At 26.4% G+C, this 20969-nt stretch carries 23 protein-coding genes; 18 read left to right on the top strand and 5 right to left on the bottom strand.

Features of this window, described 5'->3' with window-relative positions:
* Positions 1-11 precede the first annotated feature (11 nt).
* The 16 genes from truB (at position 12) to ABLL_RS13110 (ending at position 14599) form a co-directional block, all read left to right on the top strand.
* On the top strand, positions 12-869 hold the full coding sequence (gene truB / locus ABLL_RS13185) for a tRNA pseudouridine(55) synthase TruB (protein WP_014475283.1): 858 nt from the start codon (positions 12-14) through the stop codon (positions 867-869).
* A complete protein-coding gene (locus tag ABLL_RS13180) occupies positions 859-1635 on the top strand; it encodes a 4-(cytidine 5'-diphospho)-2-C-methyl-D-erythritol kinase (RefSeq protein WP_014475282.1) in 777 nt (258 codons plus the stop codon). Before truB ends, ABLL_RS13180 begins: the two co-directional genes overlap by 11 nt.
* On the top strand, positions 1625-2101 hold the full coding sequence (gene smpB, locus ABLL_RS13175) for an SsrA-binding protein SmpB (protein ID WP_014475281.1): 477 nt from the start codon (positions 1625-1627) through the stop codon (positions 2099-2101). The genes ABLL_RS13180 and smpB overlap by 11 nt, the downstream gene beginning before the upstream one ends.
* A 164-nt stretch (positions 2102-2265) precedes the next feature.
* Positions 2266-3732 carry a cytochrome-c oxidase, cbb3-type subunit I gene (ccoN, locus tag ABLL_RS13170; protein ID WP_014475280.1) on the top strand — a complete coding sequence of 489 codons (1467 nt, stop codon included), beginning with the start codon at positions 2266-2268 and terminating at the stop codon, positions 3730-3732.
* Between the two features lie 14 nt (positions 3733-3746).
* Positions 3747-4412 carry a cytochrome-c oxidase, cbb3-type subunit II gene (gene ccoO / locus ABLL_RS13165; protein WP_014475279.1) on the top strand — a complete coding sequence of 222 codons (666 nt, stop codon included), beginning with the start codon at positions 3747-3749 and terminating at the stop codon, positions 4410-4412.
* A 9-nt stretch (positions 4413-4421) separates the two neighbouring features.
* Positions 4422-4646: a CcoQ/FixQ family Cbb3-type cytochrome c oxidase assembly chaperone gene (locus tag ABLL_RS13160; RefSeq protein ID WP_014475278.1), complete on the top strand. Its 225-nt coding sequence runs from the start codon at positions 4422-4424 to the stop codon at positions 4644-4646.
* Between the two features lies 1 nt (position 4647).
* Entirely contained in the window at positions 4648-5538 is an 891-nt protein-coding gene (locus ABLL_RS13155) for a c-type cytochrome (RefSeq protein ID WP_014475277.1), read from the top strand.
* 1 nt (position 5539) lies between these two features.
* Positions 5540-5782 (top strand): DUF4006 family protein, encoded by a 243-nt coding sequence (locus tag ABLL_RS13150; protein ID WP_014475276.1) that lies wholly within the window; start codon positions 5540-5542, stop codon positions 5780-5782.
* A 103-nt stretch (positions 5783-5885) separates the two neighbouring features.
* Entirely contained in the window at positions 5886-6515 is a 630-nt protein-coding gene (locus tag ABLL_RS13145) for a hypothetical protein (protein ID WP_014475275.1), read from the top strand.
* Positions 6516-6519: 4 nt separating this feature from the next.
* Positions 6520-7077, top strand: a complete 558-nt coding sequence (locus ABLL_RS13140) for a hypothetical protein (protein ID WP_014475274.1) — start codon at positions 6520-6522, stop codon at positions 7075-7077.
* Positions 7067-9436 (top strand): PD-(D/E)XK nuclease family protein, encoded by a 2370-nt coding sequence (locus ABLL_RS13135; protein ID WP_014475273.1) that lies wholly within the window; start codon positions 7067-7069, stop codon positions 9434-9436. Before ABLL_RS13140 ends, ABLL_RS13135 begins: the two co-directional genes overlap by 11 nt.
* 103 nt (positions 9437-9539) lie before the next feature.
* Positions 9540-9971, top strand: a complete 432-nt coding sequence (locus tag ABLL_RS13130; RefSeq protein ID WP_014475272.1) for a MarR family winged helix-turn-helix transcriptional regulator — start codon at positions 9540-9542, stop codon at positions 9969-9971.
* Between the two features lie 2 nt (positions 9972-9973).
* Positions 9974-11401 carry a TolC family protein gene (locus tag ABLL_RS13125; RefSeq protein WP_014475271.1) on the top strand — a complete coding sequence of 476 codons (1428 nt, stop codon included), beginning with the start codon at positions 9974-9976 and terminating at the stop codon, positions 11399-11401.
* Positions 11388-13511: an FUSC family protein gene (locus ABLL_RS13120; RefSeq protein WP_014475270.1), complete on the top strand. Its 2124-nt coding sequence runs from the start codon at positions 11388-11390 to the stop codon at positions 13509-13511. Before ABLL_RS13125 ends, ABLL_RS13120 begins: the two co-directional genes overlap by 14 nt.
* Positions 13508-13708, top strand: coding sequence for a DUF1656 domain-containing protein (locus tag ABLL_RS13115; RefSeq protein ID WP_014475269.1), 201 nt, complete (start codon positions 13508-13510; stop codon positions 13706-13708). Before ABLL_RS13120 ends, ABLL_RS13115 begins: the two co-directional genes overlap by 4 nt.
* 12 nt (positions 13709-13720) lie before the next feature.
* Complete coding sequence (locus ABLL_RS13110; RefSeq protein WP_014475268.1) at positions 13721-14599, top strand: biotin/lipoyl-binding protein; 879 nt, start codon at positions 13721-13723, stop codon at positions 14597-14599.
* Positions 14600-14616: 17 nt separating this feature from the next.
* Here ABLL_RS13110 and prfB read toward each other — a convergent pair whose 3' ends face one another.
* The 5 genes from prfB to plsY all read right to left on the bottom strand — a co-directional run bounded on the left by prfB (position 14617) and on the right by plsY (position 19023).
* Positions 14617-15711 (bottom strand): peptide chain release factor 2, encoded by a 1095-nt coding sequence (gene prfB, locus ABLL_RS13105; RefSeq protein WP_014475267.1) that lies wholly within the window; start codon positions 15709-15711, stop codon positions 14617-14619.
* 99 nt (positions 15712-15810) lie between these two features.
* Positions 15811-16449 carry a cytochrome c gene (locus ABLL_RS13100; protein WP_014475266.1) on the bottom strand — a complete coding sequence of 213 codons (639 nt, stop codon included), beginning with the start codon at positions 16447-16449 and terminating at the stop codon, positions 15811-15813.
* A gap of 159 nt (positions 16450-16608) precedes the next feature.
* The gene (locus tag ABLL_RS13095) at positions 16609-17838 is read right to left on the bottom strand and encodes a major outer membrane protein (RefSeq protein WP_014475265.1); all 1230 of its coding nucleotides are present in this window, start codon (positions 17836-17838) and stop codon (positions 16609-16611) included.
* A 250-nt stretch (positions 17839-18088) separates the two neighbouring features.
* Positions 18089-18403 carry a dihydroneopterin aldolase gene (locus tag ABLL_RS13090; RefSeq protein ID WP_014475264.1) on the bottom strand — a complete coding sequence of 105 codons (315 nt, stop codon included), beginning with the start codon at positions 18401-18403 and terminating at the stop codon, positions 18089-18091.
* The gene (gene plsY / locus ABLL_RS13085; protein WP_014475263.1) at positions 18400-19023 is read right to left on the bottom strand and encodes a glycerol-3-phosphate 1-O-acyltransferase PlsY; all 624 of its coding nucleotides are present in this window, start codon (positions 19021-19023) and stop codon (positions 18400-18402) included. Before plsY ends, ABLL_RS13090 begins: the two co-directional genes overlap by 4 nt.
* 89 nt (positions 19024-19112) lie before the next feature.
* On the opposite strand from plsY, the gene nadA reads away from it, so the two are divergent.
* Together nadA and nadC are read left to right on the top strand one after the other, a co-directional pair.
* Positions 19113-20102, top strand: a complete 990-nt coding sequence (nadA, locus tag ABLL_RS13080; RefSeq protein ID WP_014475262.1) for a quinolinate synthase NadA — start codon at positions 19113-19115, stop codon at positions 20100-20102.
* Entirely contained in the window at positions 20099-20920 is an 822-nt protein-coding gene (gene nadC / locus ABLL_RS13075; protein WP_014475261.1) for a carboxylating nicotinate-nucleotide diphosphorylase, read from the top strand. Before nadA ends, nadC begins: the two co-directional genes overlap by 4 nt.
* Positions 20921-20969: the final 49 nt, after the last annotated feature.

Here is a 20969-nt window from a genome sequence, read left to right as displayed (position 1 = left end):
GGATAATTCTCTTGCAAGTTAGATTTTACGAAAAAGAACAAATAAATAAATTATTGGTTGTAAATAAACCAATTTTCATAAGCTCAAACTCTTATTTAAACAGAATAAAAAGAAAGTTTAAGAATAAAAAAGCAGGTTTTAGTGGCACATTAGACCCTTTTGCAAAAGGCTGTTTAATAGTTGCTTTTGGACAATATGCTAAACTTTTTAAATATATATCAAAAACACCTAAAACTTATAAAGCTGTTATTTGGTTAGGTGTTGAATCTGAATCTTTTGATATAGAACAAATTATTGATATTAATTTAGTTGATAAAGTGAATGAAAAAAAGATAATTGATGAGTTGAATTTATTAAATGGAAAAATAGAATATACACCACCAAAATTTTCAGCAAAAAAAGTTGATGGTAAAAGAGCTTATGAACTTGCTAGAAATGGTGAAGAAGTACAATTATCAAAAACAACAATGAATGTATATAATACAAAATTTATTTCATATAGACATCCTTTTATTACTTTTGAAGTAACAGTTAGTGAAGGAACATATGTAAGGTCTTTTGCTCAGTTATTATTAGCAAAATTAGATAGAGTAGGTACATTATCTTATCTTGAGAGATTAAATGAAGGAAAATTCTTTTTTGATAATGAAAAAGAGTTAAATCCATTAGATTTTATTGATTTGCCTATAAATAAATATTTTGGAACGCAAGAGTGGCTGGTTCAAGGTAAAAGAATAGGTTTAGATTATGTTGAAAAAAAAGAGAATGGAAAATATCTTATAATAACAGAAAACTATTTTTCTATAATCGAAATAATTGATGCTGATATAAAATATTTAGTAAATAGGGTACCAAAATATGAAAAATGAAATGATTGAAAAGTCGTATGCTAAAGTAAATATTTTTCTAAAAATTGCAGATAAAAGAGAAAATTATCACGAACTCGTATCAAGATTTGTACGAGTTCATAATTTGTATGACATTATATCATTTGTTAAATCTAGTAGGAAAGCAATTACAATTATAGGAAATTTTGGTTGTAAAATGGATTCAAATACTGTATATAAAGCATACAATTTGATAAAACATTTTAAAGGTGTTGAAGAATTCTTTTTAAATCATGAAATTAGAATAGAAAAAAACATTCCAGAGTTTGCAGGACTTGGTGGCGGAAGTTCAAATGCAGCTACATTTTTAATTATGGCAAATAAATATTGTAAATTAAATTTATCAAAAGATGAATTAAGTAAAATAGGTGCACAAGTTGGTGCTGATGTTCCATTTTTTGTTTATGAATATGATAGTGCAAATGTAACAGGAATTGGAGAAATAGTAGAAAAATTTGATGAAGAGATTTTAGATATAAAAACTTTAACACCAAAAATAAAATGTAATACAGGTGAAATTTTTAAAATATTTAGAGAAAAATTTTATAAACAAATATCAAAAGAAGAAGCAAAAAAATTGCTTGATATGAAATCAATTGATATTTTAAAAGAGTTAGATATAAAAGAAGCAAATGATTTATATGAAAGTGCACTAAGTCTTTATCCACAACTTAGTGAATTTGAAAAAAAAGATTGGTATTTTAGTGGAAGTGGAAGTTCATTTTTTAGGATAAATAATGGCAAATAAAAAAGATACAAAAAAAAATTTAGTTTTTAAAAATAAAAAAGCATTTCATGATTTTACAATTTTAGATTCTTTAGAAGCTGGAATTATGTTAGAAGGAAGTGAAGTAAAAGCAATAAGAGAAGGAAGAGTAAATCTAAAAGACTCTTTTGTACGAATTATAAAAGGTGAAGTATTTTTACTTAATGCACATATCTCTCATTTAAGTACAACACATACAACATATAGACCTGATGAAAGAAGAGCAAGAAAGCTATTATTACATTCAAAACAAATTGATAAAATGTATTCAAAAGTAACAAAAGAAGGAATTACTTTAGTTGCTTTAAAACTCTATTTTAACGATAAAAATATGATTAAAGTTGAAGTAGCAACTGCTCAAGGTAAGAATTTACATGATAAAAGAGAAGATTTAAAGGCAAAAACAATGAAAAGAGAGACTGAACAGGCTCTTAAATCTTTCAAATAAGATACTTTTTATCTTCTTTTATAAGTAAAAATTATAATAAAAATAGTATTTTATTTGTTAATTTTTCGTTAATTTTTTTGTTGATTTTAAGTTTTTCTTAGCTATTATTTGCGTAATGAGTGACATTTTTGTGACTTGTATATAAAATTAGTAGGAGGAGATTGATGCAAAACGGTGCACAAATTGAGTACGATTACTCAGTTGCAAAAGCCTTTACATTTGCAACAATTTTGTTTGGTATCATTGGTATGACAATTGGTGTTGTACTAGCGTTTCAATTGGCGTTTCCACAGTTAAATCATTTAGCTGGGGAATATGGTACATTTAGTAGATTAAGACCTTTACACACAAATGGTGTTGCTTTTGGTTTTGCTCTAAGTGGTATTTTTGCTGGATGGTATTACATTTCACAAAGGGTATTAAAAGTTTCATTAAAAGAGTCTCCTTTTTTAATGGCTATTGCTAAGTTACACTTTGTATTATATTTTATTACTATCCTTTTAGCTGTTGTTACACTTTTTATGGGTATTACTACATCAAAAGAGTATGCAGAATTAGAGTGGCCATTGGATATATTAGTTGTTCTTTGGTGGGTATTATGGGGTATTTCAATTTTTGGATTAATCGGAATTAGAAGAGAGAGAACTCTTTATATTTCTTTATGGTATTTTATTGCTACATTTATCGCAGTTGCAATGTTATATTTATTTAATAATATGGAAGTTCCAACAGCTTTAGTTTCTGGTTATGGTTCATGGATTCACTCTGTTTCTATGTATTCAGGTACTAATGATGCTTTAGTTCAATGGTGGTATGGACACAATGCTGTTGCATTCGTTTTCACAACTCCTATTATTGCGTTAATTTATTATTTCTTACCAAAAGAATCTGGACAAAATGTTTATTCTTATAAACTTTCTATTTTAGCATTCTGGGGATTATTATTTGTTTATTTATGGGCTGGTGGACACCACCTTATTTATTCAACAGTTCCAGATTGGATGCAAACTATGGGTTCAGTTATGTCTGTTGTTTTAATTTTACCATCATGGGGATCAGCTATTAATATGCTTTTAACAATGAAGGGTGAGTGGCAACAATTACAAACAAATACACTAATCAAGTTTATGGTATTAGCTTCAACTTTCTATATGTTATCAACAATTGAAGGACCAATTCAAGCTATTAAATCTGTAAATGCTATTGCACACTTTACTGACTGGATTCCAGGACACGTACATGATGGTGTTTTAGGATGGGTTGTATTTATGATTATGGCTGCATTATTTCATATGGTTCCAAGAATGTATAAAAGAGAAATTTATTCTAAATCATTAATGGATACACAATTCTGGTTACAAACTACAGGTATTGTTTTATACTTTACATCTATGTGGATTGCAGGGATTACACAAGGTATGATGTGGAGAGCTTATGATGAATATGGATCATTAGTTTACTCATTTATTGATACAGTTACTGTATTACATCCATATTACACAATTAGAGCAGTTGGTGGGTTATTATACCTAATTGGATTCTTTATGTTTACATATAATATTTACAAAACTATTAGATGTGGAAGAGTACTTGATAAAGAACCAGTAAATGCTACACCAGTAGCTGCGTAAGAAAAGGAGAAATTATGTTTCATTGGTTTGAACAAAGACCGTTTTTCTTTGCGGTACTAGTATTTTTATTTGTTGCATTTGCAGGTATCGTTGAAGTTATTCCAGATTTTGCAAAACAAAGTAGACCAACTGTTGGTACAAAACCATACAGTGTTTTAGAATTAGCTGGTAGACAAGTTTATATTAAAGATTCTTGTAATGCTTGTCACTCTCAATTAATTAGACCATTTAAAGCAGAAACTGATAGATATGGTATGTATTCATTATCTGGTGAATATGCTTATGACAGACCATTTTTATGGGGATCAAAAAGAACAGGTCCAGATTTAATGAGAGTAGGAAACTATAGAACTACTGATTGGCATGAAAATCATATGTATGAACCTTCAGCTGTTGTTCCTGGAAGTATTATGCCATCGTATAAACATCAATTTAGTAATATTGCTGATATAGAAACTGCGTATGCAGAAGCATTTACAGTTAAAACAGTATTCAACACTCCTTATGATCAAGAAGGTATGCCTAAACTTGGTTCTTGGGAAGAAGCAAAAGCAGCTGCATTAGAAGAAGCAAAAGTAATTGCTGCTGATATGAAAAATGAAGCTGTAAAAGAAGCTGTTGCAAATGGTCAAGTTCCTGAAATAGTTGCATTAATTGCATATTTAAATTCTTTAAAATAAGGGTCATTAATGGATTATGAAACACTTCTTACATTACAAGGGTATGCAAAATTTTTCTTAATATTAGTAATATTTATTATTTTCTATTCTTATGCTTACTCTATATATAAAAGAGATAAAACAGGTGAAAGGGATTTTGAAAAGTATTCAAAACTTGTACATGATGATTCAAGTGTTTCTATGCCTTTAGAAGAAAGAAAAAAAGATAAAGATATAGATAATAAGGAGAAATAAGATGAAATCTATGGTTATAGGTGGAATAATTCTTATCATCGCTTTATTAGCAGGAACTTACTTCTCAGCAGGTGATGCTTTTAACGGTGATGATTATATTAACAGCTTAACAATGTTAGGTGCAGTAGCTATTATTACAATTACTGTATTTGTTGCATTAAAATATGTTAATCAAATGAAAAATGATACAGCTAGTGGTGAATTAGCTGAAGAAAAATGGGACGGTATTGGTGAGTATAAGAATGCAATTCCAACAGGTTGGGGACTTGCATTTATAGGTACAATTATTTGGATGTTCTGGTATTTTACAGTAGGTTATCCAATTAATGGTTTTTCACAAGTTGGTCAATGGAATGAAGAAACTTTAGAATACAATGCTAAGTTTGAAAAAAAATGGGAAAATCCATCTGATGAGACTTTAAAAGCTATGGGACAATCTGTTTTCTTAGTACAATGTGCACCTTGTCATGGTGTTGATGGTGAAGGAATTGATGGAAAAGCTCAAAACTTAACACATAGAATGGCTAAAGAACAAATTGTACATGTAATTAAAAATGGTGCAAATAATTTAACAACTGCATATCCAGCAGGAATGCCTCCAATGATGTTAACAGAAGATGCAGATATAAATGCAGTTGCTGATTACGTTGCTGGTGGATTAAAAGGTGAGCAACCAGCTGCATTTGCTGTATGTTCTAGTTGTCATGGTGCAGATGGGAAAGGTATGGATTATGTAGCTCCAAATATAAGAGCTTATGATGATGCATTAGTTATGGCTGTATTAAAAAATGGTAAAAAAGGTTCTATTGGAACAATGCCAAGTTTTAGTGGAAGACTTAATGAAACTCAAGAAAAAGCATTAGCTTCATATTTAAGAAGTTTAGGAGAGTAACATGGCTGGAAATACACAGATGAATGAGAATGAAAGAGGAACTTTTAAACTACATGGTATTACAGGTATGTTAATAGCAGTAGTATTACTATTGACAATATTAGGTGTATTAACATTTAATGGAATAAAAGTACAACAAAATGAAGCTAGTAATTTTTATAAAATCAATCAAGATTTAAATGGATTAAAAATGAATAGCTCAGATAATCATACACAATACCAACTTGTTGGTAATGGTAAATAAGGGGTAAGATATGGAAAGAATTATTGGTATTTTACTTGTGGTATCTGCTATTATGACTGTATACTATGGTTTCTTTGATGCAACAAAAGTGTTTGTTGGTTAAATGAAAAAAATTAATTTTTTAAAAGTAGGAGTGATTTTTTCACTTCTGCTTTTTTTCTGCCAAAACTTAAATGCTCAAAATTATATATTAAATGATGATGGTTTAATCGATATAAGAGCAAAAGAAAAAATAAATCAAATAGGTGATGAAGTTAAATCTAAATTAGGTGTTAATATATATATTTATGCAAAATCTACTTTAGGTTTAAGTGAAAATACAAATACAAGAGAAAAAATTGAAGCAATAAAAAATAATGAAAATCAAATATTGTTAAATTTACAAAAGCCATATGTTTTACTTAGTATAGCTGTTGAGGAAACACATGTTAATTTACTTTTTAGTGATGATTTAAAAAAAGTGATTGATAAAAATGATATTTTAGATGGATATGTAGTTCCACTTCTTGCATCAAAAGATAAAAATACTTTATTTGCAAAAATAAGTGCTGCAAGTTTAAATGGATACGCTGCAATTGCAGATACATTAGCTGATTCTAGAAATATTAAACTTGAAAGTAGTATAGGAAATGCTGGAAAAGTATCGGGTACTATTTGGAGAGTTGTAATGTATACTTTAATTGTTTTAGGATTATTAGCTTATACTTATGCAATTTTAAAAAAAAGAAAGTAAATTTATGAAAAGAAATTATTGGCCATTGTTTTTTATAGGAATTTTTAGTTTTGTATTTTCAATGATTATTTGGACAGTAAGAAGTGCAACAAGCCTTCCTGTAATAGAAGATCATAGCTTCATGAAGAAATATCAAGATGTTGATGAAAATTATAATAATATGATGGATTCAAACTCATTATTTTTAAGAAAATATAATTTTGAATTTTATTTAAATGAGAAAAAATTTGATCTTACAACTGATGATATAAAATATTCTCAAAGAGTTTTAGAAAAATATTCTTTACATAAAGACCTTTTAAAAGTTGGGAAAAATAACCTTAAAATTGTAGTTTATGATAAAGTAACAAATGAAAAAAAAGATGTAAATATTGAATTAATAGTAACAAAATCAATTTCAAATGATAGTGATATGATTTTTAGAAATGATGATTTTTTAAGTCAAGACAAAATATATACTTCTACTTTTGAATTAAAAGAATCTAATAATTGGATTATAACAGGTAGTTTCAATGTTGATGGAACTATAGGATATATTTATATAAAAACAAATGCTATTTAAAAAAAAACTTTTAGTTTTTCCTACATCAAGGGTAATTAGAAATTTTATTTCTAATCAAAAGAGTGAAAATACTCTTTTGCCTTTTATTTTAACAATCGACGAATTTTTTAAAAAATCAATAACATTAAATAAATTTAAATATTGCGAAGAAGAACAACGAGTTCTTTTTTTAAATGAAGCAATAAAAAATGTTGATATTAAAAAGCTTGGTATTTCTGATAATTTTACTAAGTTTTTAAAACAAAGTGATTATATTTATAGATTTTTTTTAGAACTTGCAAGTGAAAAGGTTGAAATAAATCAGATACAAAATGTTGACACTTATGATTTTTATCTAGAGCATTTACAAATATTAGAAGTAATAAAAAATAACTATGTAAATATTTTAGAGAAAAATTCTTATGTAGATAGAATTAACATAAATAATCACTATAAAATTAATGAAAATTTTTTAAATAAATTTGACTCAATTGAGTTACATTTTGAAGGATATTTTACAAAAGTTGAATTTGATATGATAGAAAAAATATCAAAATACATAAATATAACAATTGTATTTTATTCAAATATTTATAATCAAAAATCATTGGAAGTTTTTAAAAATCTTAGTTTAGAGGTTAAACTTAATTATAAATATAAATATGATTTATCAAAAAATGAGATTATAGAACAAGAGCCAATATATAATAAATTAGAATTTTTTGAAACAAAAGGTTTTAATTCTAGATTAAATCAAATAGCTTATATAAAATCTTGTATTGAAAAATCGGTAAAAAATGGTATTAATCCATCAAATATTGCTTTAGTCTTACCTGATGAAAATTTTGCATCTTATATACAACTTTTTGATGATGAGAGATATTTTAACTATGCAATGGGAAAAAGTATAAAAAATACAAATCTTTATCAAATTGCAAATGCAATATATTTATATTTGAATGAAGATGAAATTAAAAATATTGAAAATTTAAAATTTTTAGAAATTGATAAATTATTTATAGATAAAAACATAAAGTTTTTATGGAATAAAAATGTAACAAAAGATTTATTTCTTTTTATTACTGATTTTATAAAATCAAAAGAGACGGATGTTGAGCTTATTGAAAAATATGATGAGTTACTTTACAAACTAAATATTATTTTATTTTCAAAAGAAAACAATATTTTATTAAAAGATGTATTTAAAATATTTTTACAGAAATTAGCAAAAATTACTCTTGATGATGTTAATTCTGGAAAAATTACGGTTTTAGGATTACTAGAAACTAGAGCTTTAGAGTTTGATGTTATAATTATCTGTGATTTTAATGAATCATTTATTCCAAAAATATCTTTAAAAGATAAATTTTTATCAACAAAATTAAAACAATTGGCAAATCTTCCAACACAATTTGATAGAGAATCTTTACAAAAGTATTATTATAAAAGATTAATAACTTCAACAAAAAATGTTTTTATTTCTTATGTGAATTCAGATACAAATCAGATTTCAAGATTTGCAAATGAACTGTTTGAAAAAAGAATAATTACTGATACAAATGATAATTTTTACAAACATATACTTTATGATAATCATAAAATTTCTCATTTTGAAGAAGAGATAATTGCTCAAATTGATTTAGCAAAATTTATTTGGTCAGCAACTTCATTTAAAACTTTTTTACAATGCAAAAGAAAATTTTATTTGCAATATATTTTAAAAATAAAAGAACATTCGATTTCATTAAAACCAAAAGCTTATGAATTAGGAGATATTATTCACTCAATCTTAGAAGATTATTATACTATTTATGAAAATGCAAATGAATTGAGTTTTGAAAAAATTGAGACTTTATTTACAAAATATAAAAGTTCAAATCCATTTTTGATACTTGATTTGGAAATTTGGAAGAAAAAACTCTATGAGTTTTATTTACATGATAAAGAGCGATTAAAAAATAGAAAAATTATAGCTTTAGAGAAAAACTTTGAGTGTGAATTTAATGGAATAAAAATAAAAGGAATTATTGATAGAATTGATAGTTTTGAAGATGAGTATGAATTGATTGATTATAAAACATCTTCAAGTTTAAGTGTTGATACGCTTAAAAATTATGAAAAGACTAATGATTTCCAACTTGAATTTTATTATATTGCTATGAATCAGTATTTTAAAACAAATAAAATACACGCGTATTATTATGATTTACACAATACTCAACTAATTCCTGAAATAGCACTTGAAAGTAAATTAGAACTTTTAAATCAAAAATTTGAAGAGTTAAAAGAGATATCAAAAAAAGAGATTTCTTTTTCAAAATGTGAAGATAAATCTATATGTAATTATTGTATCTACAATATTATTTGTGATAGAGAATAAACTCAAATTTAAGAACAATTTTTTTTAATATATAAATAGTTAATATATTAATTATATATTAATTAATCTTAGTGTATATTTCTGAAAATTAAAAGGAATTTATATGAATTTTACATTAAGCGATCAACTAGGTATAAAAATAGCAAAAGTAAGAAATAGTATAAAAAATGAGATGGAAATTGCTCTTAGTCCATATGAATTAACAACTACTCAATTTGTAGTTTTATTAAAACTTTGTGAAAAAGATAGAATGACTCAAAAAGATTTAGCAAATGAGACTGACTATAAACAATCAGCATTAACACTTATTTTAGATAAATTAGAAGCAAAAGGTTTAGTAAACCGTGAATCAAAAAAGAATGATAGAAGAGCATATTTAATTGCAATTACAAATAAAGGAAAAGAACTAAAAGATATACTTATCAATCTTTCTTTAGAACTTGAGAAAAAAGTTTTACAAGGTATTAGTGAAACAGAAAAAGATGTTTTTATTTCTATGCTTGATAAAATTATGGAAAATTTATCAAAAGAGTAATAATGAATAGAAATACATTTATTTTTATAATAGTTCTTTTTCTATTTATTGGTTGTGTTCCCAAAATTGAAAAAGTTGAAAAAATTGATGAAAAACAGATATTTGATGAATTGAAAATTATAAATACAAAATCAACAAAAGAAAATATTACTCAAAAATGGTGGGAATTATTTGAAGATGAGCAGCTAAATTTTATTGTTGAAAAAGCTTTAAATGATTCACCATCATTAAAAAGTGTTAAACAAAGGTTTGCAAAAGCTAATGCAACAATAAGAGCAATTGAATCAGAAAATTTACCAAATATATCTTTTGAATCAAGTTTAACTAGACAAAGATTTAGTGAAAATCATATTTTCCCACCTCCTTTAGGTGGTGGATATTTCACCCAATATCACAGTGCAACGACATTAGATTATAAGTTTGATTTTTGGGATGAAAGAAAATCTAAAATTTTATCAGCTAAAAATATTGCTTTTGCACAAAAAGCATATATCGAAAATACTAAGTTAAATCTATCTTTAGCTATAAGTCAATTGTATTTATCTTGGAATTTTAATGAAAAGAAAATAAATATTTTAGAAAAGATTGTAAATATTTTAGATGAAGAGTTCAAGATATTAAAAGAAAAATTTGATAATGGTTTAATTGATGAAGTATTATTGAATGAAAAAAAAGCTCAAATATCTCAAATGAAATATAATGAATATTCAATTAAAGAGATAACAAAAGCACAGATTTCAGCATTATGTATCTTATCTGGACAATTACCAAGTTTTGCACAAAGTCTAAAAAAACCTGATATTCATGAATCAATAAATTTAGTTTTATCAAACGATATTTATTTAAATTTTTTATCAAATAGAGCAGATGTAGCTATTCAGAAATATATAGTTTTAAGCAATGATGAAAATATAAATGTTGCAAAAACTAAGTTTTATCCAAATATAAATTTATCAGGACTTTTAGGGTTTACATCATTTTTATCAGGTGAATTTCTATCAAAATCTTCAACTGTTCCTTCTGCTGGTGTTGCTTTGGATTTACCTATTTTTGATTGGGGAAAAAGAGAATCAAATTTAGATGATAAAGTTATTACATACAATAGTTCAGTTTATGAATATAATGATATTTTAAATAAAGCAGTAAATGAAGTAGTTGGTGTATTAAATAAAATTGAATATAAAAATCTACAAATAAAAATGCATAAAGAACAACAAATATCAGTTGAACAAAATGAAAAAATAGCAAATAAAAGATTTGAGATTGGTTTAAATGATAAGATTCTATATTATGACACAAAAATTAATAGTTTAATGATTCATATTGTTGAAATGGAATTATTACAAAGTCATTCAGAATTAGAATTGGAATTAATAAGATCAATCGGTGGTGGCTTTAAAGAAGAAGAGTTAAAAAATGCCAAAGGCTAAAATTGGTATTTTTAAATCTGCTTTCCAAGAGTGGATAAATGGTGATTTAACAATTATTATTTATGTTGTTAAATTAACAATTGCAGCATTAATAGCAATGAGTGTATCAATGTTTTTAAATCTTTCAAGTCCACAAACTTCTGTATTCACTGTGTTTATTGTAATGCAAATGTACAGTGGAATGGTTTTTTCAAAAAGTTTTTATAGATTTTTGGGAACAGTTATAGGATTTATTATCTCTTTAGTTTTGACTTCTGCTTTTTCCCAAGATAGAGTTTGGTTTATGGGTTTTTTTACAATTTGGATAGCAATTTGTGCAGCAGCTGGATTTAAATATAGGAATTTCATATCTTATGGATTTGTTTTATCAGGTTATACAGTTGCTTTAATAGTTTTACCAAATATTCACAATCCTTTAAGTGTTTATGGTTTTGCCGTTGAGAGGTTTTCAGAGGTTGTTGTTGGGTTATTAAGTGCAAGTGTTATAAGTGAAGTTGTTTTCCCAAAAAAATTATCAGATACTCTATTTATAAGTGAAAAACAAAGATATAAAAATATATTTATAGCTGTTTTAGATACAAATAATATTTTTAGTAAAGAGAGTAATACTTCAAACTTCTCAAAAAATATTTTAGGTTCAGATGCACTTAGAGTGAATAGTATATTTGAAAGTAATATCAATAAAAAAGATAAGATGTATTATCAAAGATTAAATTCTGAATTTATGCATTTATCAGTTACTTTCCATTCTTTAAAGAACATAATTAGTACAATTTCTAACAATGAAAAAATAGATAAAAATATAATTTTATCGTTACAAGAAATTTATGAACCAATAAAAAACTTTTTAGAAAAATATTCTGATGATTTATTTGAATACAATGTAGAAAATATTATAAATGAATTTGATTCAACAAGAATAAAAATAAAAGAAAAAATAGGTTTAGAAAGAGAAAAATTTAAAGATTTAGATTTCGATTTACAAAATGATTTTAATTCATCATCATTTTTAATCTTACGATTTTTTGATGAATTTTCCCAATATACAAAAACATATATATCATTTTTAAATAGTAAACTAAAAAATGATGATAGTGAAGAAGTAAGCCAAATAGTGAAATTCTCTACATATACTGATAATTTACTTGTTATTTTAGCTTCATTTAGAGCAGCGATTGTTTTGATTGTGATGACAATATTTTGGATTATTACAGCTTGGGGTTATGCTCCTTTTGCAATTATTTCAGCTGTTGCAACTACACTTATGTTTAGTTCTATTCCAAATCCAATAAATGCGAGTAAAAGTTTTTTGAAAGGTTCAATTGTATCTTTTTTTGTGGCAGGAATTTATAATTTTTATTTAATTCCAACTTATGTTAGTGATATTCCAACTTTTTGTTTTGTAATGGCTCCTGTTTTTGCGATAGCTGCTTGGCTTGGAACTTCACCTCAAAGAGGATTATTTGCATTTGGATTTATTTTTATTATTATTACTGTTTGTTCGATGAATTTATATTATAGTATGGATTATATTACTTATTTTGAAACAAGTATTTCTTCTTTAATAGGAATAATTGTTGCTGGTGTTGCTTATGAACTTATAAATTCTTGGTCTGAATCTTGGACAAAAAGAAGAGTATCAAATCTATTAGTAAATAGAATAATAAAATTAACTTATGAAAAAAAAGATTTAAGGAGGGTTGTTTTAGAAAGTCGTGGTTTAGATCTGATTCAACACTTTTCAACCCAAGGAAGATTAAATACTCAATCAAATACTTTGATTTTTCAATGGCTACTTTCAAGTATTGAAATTGCAAGAGCAATTATAGATATAAAAAATTTATTAAAAGAGTTTAAAAAAGATAATCAACCAAAATTTGTTTATGAAATTTTAGATTCTATAAAGGAATATTTTTCTTTAAAAGATGAAAATAAAAAAGAAAAAATCTTTTTTAAAATTAAAGAAGATTTTATTGAATTAGAAAAAAATAGAGTATATAAATCAGCTATTGAACAAAGAGTTATGCAAAATATTTTAATAGAAATTTCTTTAATTTATACTCTTATGTTAAATAAAATATCACTTCCCTCAAAAGGAGAAATAAAATGAATTTAGTAGTAACACTATTAGGAAATGAAATACCAACATTAGTAGTAGTATTTATTGTTGCAGGAATTGTACAGATTTTTATAAATAGAATTTTAGCTGATCTTGGAGTTTATAATTATGTTTGGCATCCTGGACTTTTTAGAACAGCTTTATTTGTATGCTTTTTTGCAATACCATCAATTTTGATTTATAATTAAGGAAATATAATAATGAATAAAAATAGTAAATTAATAAAATTCATAAAATTTGCAATTACATTTTTTATAGTTGTAATTGCAGTTTTTCTAGCATTAAAACTTTGGCATAACTATATGAATAATCCATGGACAAGAGATGGACGAATAAGAGCTGATACAATCATGATTTCTCCTGATGTTAGTGGTTTAGTTGAAAAAGTTTATGTTAAAGATAATCAATTTGTAAAAAAAGGTGATTTACTTTTCCAAATTGATAAAAAAAGATTTTTAGAAGATGTAGCAAAATCAGAAGCATTTCTTCAAATACAAAAATCTGAATATCAAATGAAGAAAAAACAGTTTGATAGAAGATTTAAAGTTGATAATAGTGTTGTTTCAAAAGAAGAACATGAAACTGCAAAATATCAATTAGATATAGCAAAAGCAAATTATGATAAAGCTTTAGTTGAGCTAAATATTGCAAAATTGAATTTAGAGCGTTCTAGTGTAATTGCAACTGAAGATGGTTGGGTTTCAAATCTGGTTTTAAAAAGTGGAGATTTTATAAATAGAGGTGAAAATACCTTAGCATTAATCAGTAATAATTCTTTTTGGGTTTATGGATATTTTGAAGAGCACAAAATACCTCTTATAAAAGAGGGTGATATTGCAAATATACAACCTTTAGGTACAAATTTTATTTTAAAAGGGCATGTATCAAGTATTTCAAGTGGTATAACAGATAGAGATAATGAAATAGGTAAACGACTTCTTGCAAATGTGAATCCATCATTTACTTGGGTTAGATTAGCTCAAAGAATTCCAGTAAGAATAGAAATAGATGAAGTTCCAAAAGATTTTATATTAAGAGCAGGAGTTACTTGTACTATTAAAATAATAGAAAATAAATAGTGATTTATTGTCACTATTTATTTAGCAGTTGCAATTAAAACATCTTCAATAATTTTTGTTATATCTCCATCTAAAATTGCTTCAACATTTGAATAACCAATATTACTTCTACTATCTTTTACTTGTTGATAAGGTTGAAGAACATAAGATCTGATTTGATGTCCCCATCCATTATCACTTTTTTCTACACCATCTTTTGTAGCTTGTTGTTTTTCAAGTTCTAATTCATAAAGTCTTGATTTTAGCATTTTCATAGCACTTGCTTTATTTTTGTGCTGAGATCTGTCATTTTGACATTGGACAACTATATTTGTAGCAATATGTGTAATTCTAATTGCACTTTCTGTTTTATTTACGTGTTGTCCACCAGCACCACTTGCTCTGTATGTATCAATTCTAATATCTTTATCTTCTATTACAATATCAATATTATCATCTACTTCAGGACTTACCATCACAGATGAGAATGATGTATGTCTTTTTGCATTTGAGTCAAATGGAGAGATTCTTATAAGTCTATGAATACCATTTTCAGCTTTCATATAACCATATGCATTTTCACCTTTGATAATAAATGAAACATCTTTTATACCCGCTTCATCACCATTTTGATAATCAAGAAGTTCAACTTTGAAATCATTTCTTTCAGCCCATCTTAGATACATTCTATAAAGTATACTTGCCCAATCTTGTGACTCAGTACCACCTGCTCCTGGATGAATAGAAACAATTGCATTTGATGCATCATCAGGATTAGATAACATCACTGAAATTTCAGTTGATTTGATAAGTTTTTCCAAATCTTCTGCTTCATCATATAGCATTTCTAAAGTTTCATCGTCTTTTTCTTCAGTTGCCATTTCATAAAGTTCATTTGTACCTTTTAAAGAATCATTTGCTTTATTAAATTTATTTAGTTTCCCTAAAATTCTATTTTTTTCTATTCCTATTTTTGTAGCATTTTCTACATCATTCCAAAAATCTTGAGATGATTCTAATTGTTTGATTTCATCCAATCTTTTATTTAAATCATCAGGTTTTAAAATACCTTTTATATTATTGAGTTTTGTATTTAGTAGTTTTAATAGTTCTGAATATTCGTATGCGTCCATTTTAGCCTTAATCCTTTAAAAAAGGAAATTATACTTTAAATTTCTATAAAGAGTGATTAGAGTTTGTAAGAAGAAAGAAAAGGATAAAATCCTTATTCTTTATTTATTATTTAATTCTTTTAAATATGCATAGATGCCTTTAAGCTCTTTATAATCAATAAAATTTGCATAAGGTGCCATAATATTTGCATTCATAGAATCAACTTTTCCAACTTTATAATTTTTAATTGATTCTTGCATATCTTCTTGAGATAAATCTCTTAAAGGTCTAGCACTATTATAAGCTCGTTTTTCACCATTTGTTCCATGACAAGTTTGGCATTTATTTATATAAAGTTCTTTTGCAATTATTGCAGCATCTTTTAACTCTTTTTCAACTTTTGCTTTTTCTTCAGCTTCTTTTTTTGCTTCTAATTTAGCTAAGATTCTTGCTTCCATATCAGCAGAATTTCCTGACATATTTCCAGCAACTACAGGTTGAATTGAAGAGTTTGGAGTTTTTAAGATATAGATAAAATTCATTCCATTTGCTGATTGAGAAATTTTTATATCATCTACAATCCAACCTTTTGCTTTCATATCATTGATTGAATATTTACCTTCACATGCTCCACCATTTAAAGCAGTATTTTCAATAGTACTCATTGAAGTATGATTTTCTTTGAAACACATAGTTGTATCTGCGATTATAGATGTAGTTCCTAATAATAAAATAGATGAAAGAATTGCTTTTTTCAAGATAAAATCCTTTTTTGTAAAATTACAAGATTTTATCATAATAAGGTTAAATTATTATAATATCTTTTATTTGATATATTAAAATATTTTTATAAATAAAAAAGGGTGAGGAAAATTCCCCACCCTTAGAAAAAGTATAGTCAAATAGTTCTAAAAATATTAGAATGTATATTCAACTTGTAATCTTCCTCTTGTATCATCATTGATTTCATCTGCATCACTAGCTGCATTTTTAATTTCTTTAGTATATGTACCATATCTGATATACGTAGAGAAGTTTTTGCTCATTTTATAAGTTAATTGAGCATATAATTCTTCTTCTTCCATTTCAGCATCTCCAATATTTGTATATTGTAAGTTATTGTAGTTAGCTGATAAATTTAAGTTTGATAAAATATTTACACCTAAAGTTGTTTGCCAGTAATCAGCATCAGCTTTACCATTAACAGTTGTATTCCATCCATTTACAGTTGTAACAGCATCATTATCAGCAGCAGTTAAACCACCATCTTTATCTGTCCATGCATAAAGAACTTTAGCATTAACAATTGAAACTTTTCCAGTTAAAGCAATTTTAGCAATTGCATTGTCTTCAGGTAAACCTAATGCTTGAATTGTATCATCTAAAGATAATGAAGCATATCTTGCATCAACACCAAGTTTTACTCCACTTAAATCAAAATCTGCTTTTGCACCAATTGTATATGAATCAAAAGTTTGATCTAAATCTAAATACCAAGCATCAAGAGTAACAAAATCTAAGTTTGCAATAGCACCAACTGTAACAATATCTTTACCACCATCAACAACGTCTGTTAATTTAGTTTCACCACCTAAAGCACTAACTTTTGCATCACTTGAAGAATCTAAATTTGATTGATTAAAGTAAGCAGCAGCTAAAGTAACTGGTCCAACTGTAGAAAGTGCTAAAATACCTGTTCCTGTTTGCTCATTATTATCTGAGTCAACAGCTACAGTCCAAGGAGTAGTTAAACCTTGTTTACCAACATTAACAGTAGTATTTTGAATTCCTGTGTATCCAAAATAAGCATTTGATAAAGAGATATCAGCTTGACCATCACCACTGTCAGTATTTAATGTTACAAAAGATCCATTTCCTTGTGAACCAGCAATAATTCTTGAATTGAATTTTACATCATCATTTACTTTTGAAGATAAATTTAATCCGATTTTATAGTTGTTTTCCCCATCTTTATTTCCAGCACTTACTGTATCAGTTGAATCATTACTATAGTCATTATATCTATATACTACAGATCCAGATACATCTACATTTTTGATTGCTTCTTCTAATGGTTGAGCATTAGCAGTAGTTAATCCTGCAACTGCTACAGCAGCTACTAAACTTAATTTTGCGATTTTTTTCATTTGTTCTCCTAAAATTTCGAAATCTATTATCAGTCTACCGGAGCGCGCGAACTCATCTAAAACATAGGTTTTAAACCTTTTCCGACATACCGTTGCGACCATTCTACACCACTAAATTTTAAAGTTTTCTTAAAATCATTAATTCTGTGTTAATTAACTGTTAATTTAAGTTATTTTTTAATTAACAGAAAAAATATGCTGTGTTATTGCTATTTTAGGACTTTTTTACTCTTATTTATTTGATAAATAATTATTTATTTGATAGAGAAACTATACAGTTTGTTAAGATATTTGGTTTTGATATTTTAATATTAAGATTATTTATATTGTAATTGTTTTGTAATAATGATTCAAAATGCAAAATTGCATCTTCAAGTAGAAAAAATTTTTCTTTTTTCATTGTAGTTTTTATTAGATTTGAAATTTCAGAATAGTCTATAAACTTATCTTCTGAAAATTCATATTCAAAAGATAAGTTTATAACGACTTTTTGTTTTTTTATTCGTTCAAAGTCAAGTATTCCTATAATACATTTAAAAGTTAAGTTATCAATATGTATTTTCATATAACTTTTTTCTCTTCACCTTTTATTATTCTTATAATGTTTGGTATGTGTTTATATATAATGATAAATGCAATGATATACATAGGAACATTTGAGCCTACATTTAATCCATTGTTTAAAAAACTTGCACTTATTACTACAGCAACTAATCCTAGAAGTGAAGATAATGATGATATTTTTAAAACTTTTGCACAAACTATCCAAACTACAGCACCAATTAATGTTGGAATAGGGATAAGTACAAGATATACTCCAAGTCCTGTAGCTACACCTTTCCCACCTTCTAGTCCTAGATAGATTGAGTAGCAATGTCCTAAAACAGCAAGTATTGCAATTCCCCATAAAGTAGAATCACTTACTCCATAATACATAGCAAATAATAGAACTAAAGTACCCTTTAACGCATCAAGTAAAACAGTAGCAATACCTAATTTTTTTGCTAATTTTGGGTTAGTTTCTTTTACTACTCTTAAAACATTAGTTGCACCAATTGATTTACTTCCTTGAGTTTTTATATCAACTCCTGCAAATGTTTTTGCTAAAATTGCACCAAATGGAATAGAACCAATAAGATACGCTGCTATAAAAAATAGTATGTTTGTATTTGTAAAAAAATCCATTTATTACCTTTGTTTAAAGTCTATAATTAAATGAGATTATAACTAAACTTTTGTTATATTCACATTTAATAAAAATTTGAAGGTTTATTTTGGATTTAAAAGAAGAGATAATAAAATTAAAAGATGAATTAGATGTGACTTTAGTGGCACATTTTTATCAAAGAGATGAAGTTTTCGAGTTGGCTGATATAACAGGTGATTCATTAGAACTTGCAAAAAAAGTAATGCTTACGGATTCTAAATTTGTAGTTTTCTGTGGTGTTGGTTTTATGGGTGAAAGTGTAAAAGTTATGAGCCCACAAAAAAGAGTTTTAATGCCAAAAATCGCTTGTTGTGCAATGGCTAGGATGATAGATGAAGGTTATTTTGAACAAAATTTAAAAAAGATTAATGAAGCAGGTATTGCAAACGAAGATATTTTACCAATTACATATATTAACTCTAGTGCAGCAGTAAAGGCAAAAGTTGGACAAATGGGTGGAATGGTTTGTACTTCTTCAAATGCTTATAAAATTATTGAAAAAGGTTTAGAATCAGGTAAAAAAATATTTTTTGTTCCTGATCGTTGTTTAGGGCAAAATTTTGCAAAATCACTAAATCTAAAATCAGCAGTTGTTGGTGATGGAAGTGATTTAAAAGAGGCTGATATTATTTGTTATAACGGATTTTGTTCTGTTCATCAACAGTTCACTGCTGATGATATAGATTTTTATAGAGAAAAATTTCCTGATATTTTGATTGCAGTTCATCCTGAATGTGATCCTAGTGTTTGCGATAAAGCAGATTTTGTAGGTTCAACTTCACAATTAATAACATATATTAAAAATTTAGACCCTGAGCAGAAAATAGCAGTTGGAACAGAATTTAATATGGTAAATAGATTAAGAAGCAAAAATACATATATTTTAAGTTCAACAAAACCAGAGTGTCCAACAATGAATGAAACAACGCTTGAAGATGTTTATAAAACTTTAAAATCTATTAAAGATGATAACATTTCAAAAGAGAATGAAATATTTGTAAGTGAAGAAACAGCAAAATGGGCAAAAGTAGCATTAGAAAGGATGTTTGAAGTATGATTAATATCAAAAAATTTGTAAAAAATGCCATTATTGAAGATAATGGTCGAGGGGATTTATTCTTCGATGTTGCTCCAAAGGGAAGATTTACAGCGCGAGCTATTTGTAAATCAGATGGAATACTCGCAGGTGTTCAATATGCAAAAGTATTAGCAAGAACTGAAAAATTTGATTGTAAATTTTTAAAAAATGATGGTGATGAGATAAAAGTTGGTGATGTAATTGCTGAACTTGAAGGAAAAGCATCTATTTTACTTTCGTCTGAAAGAACTTTTTTAAATATGCTTCAACATGCAAGTGGAATTGCAACAATGGCAAATAAATATGCAAAATTGATTGAAGGGACAGGTGTTGTTTTACTTGATACTAGAAAAACAAGACCACAATTAAGAGATTTTGAAAAATATGCTTCAAGAGTTGGTGGAGCAATCAATCATAGACTTGGACTTGATGATTGTTTAATGCTAAAAGATACTCACTTAAGAACAATAAGTAATTTAGAAGAGTTTATAAAAAAAGCAAGAAAAAGAATTTCTTGGGTTACAAAAATTGAAATAGAGTGTGAAACTTTTGACCAAGTAAAAGAAGCTATGCATGCTGGTGGTGATATAATAATGTGTGATAATATGAATATTGAACAAATAAAAGAAGTTGTAGAATTTAGAAATGCAAATTATCCTCATATTTTACTAGAAGCTAGTGGAAATATAAATTTAAGAACAATAAAAGAATATGCAACAACAGGTGTTGATGCAATTAGTAGTGGAAGTATTATTCACCAATCAACTTGGCTTGATTTTTCAATGAAATTTGATTAAAAGAAGTTTGATTAACTTTTTGTTAGTAAGTTTTTGTTAGATTTAAATT

This window comes from Arcobacter sp. L (genome assembly GCF_000284235.1).
Classification (GTDB): Bacteria; Campylobacterota; Campylobacteria; order Campylobacterales; family Arcobacteraceae; genus Aliarcobacter; species Aliarcobacter defluvii.
The sequence above is the reverse complement of the archived record's forward strand: the minus strand, read 5'-3'. Positions and strand labels throughout refer to the sequence as shown.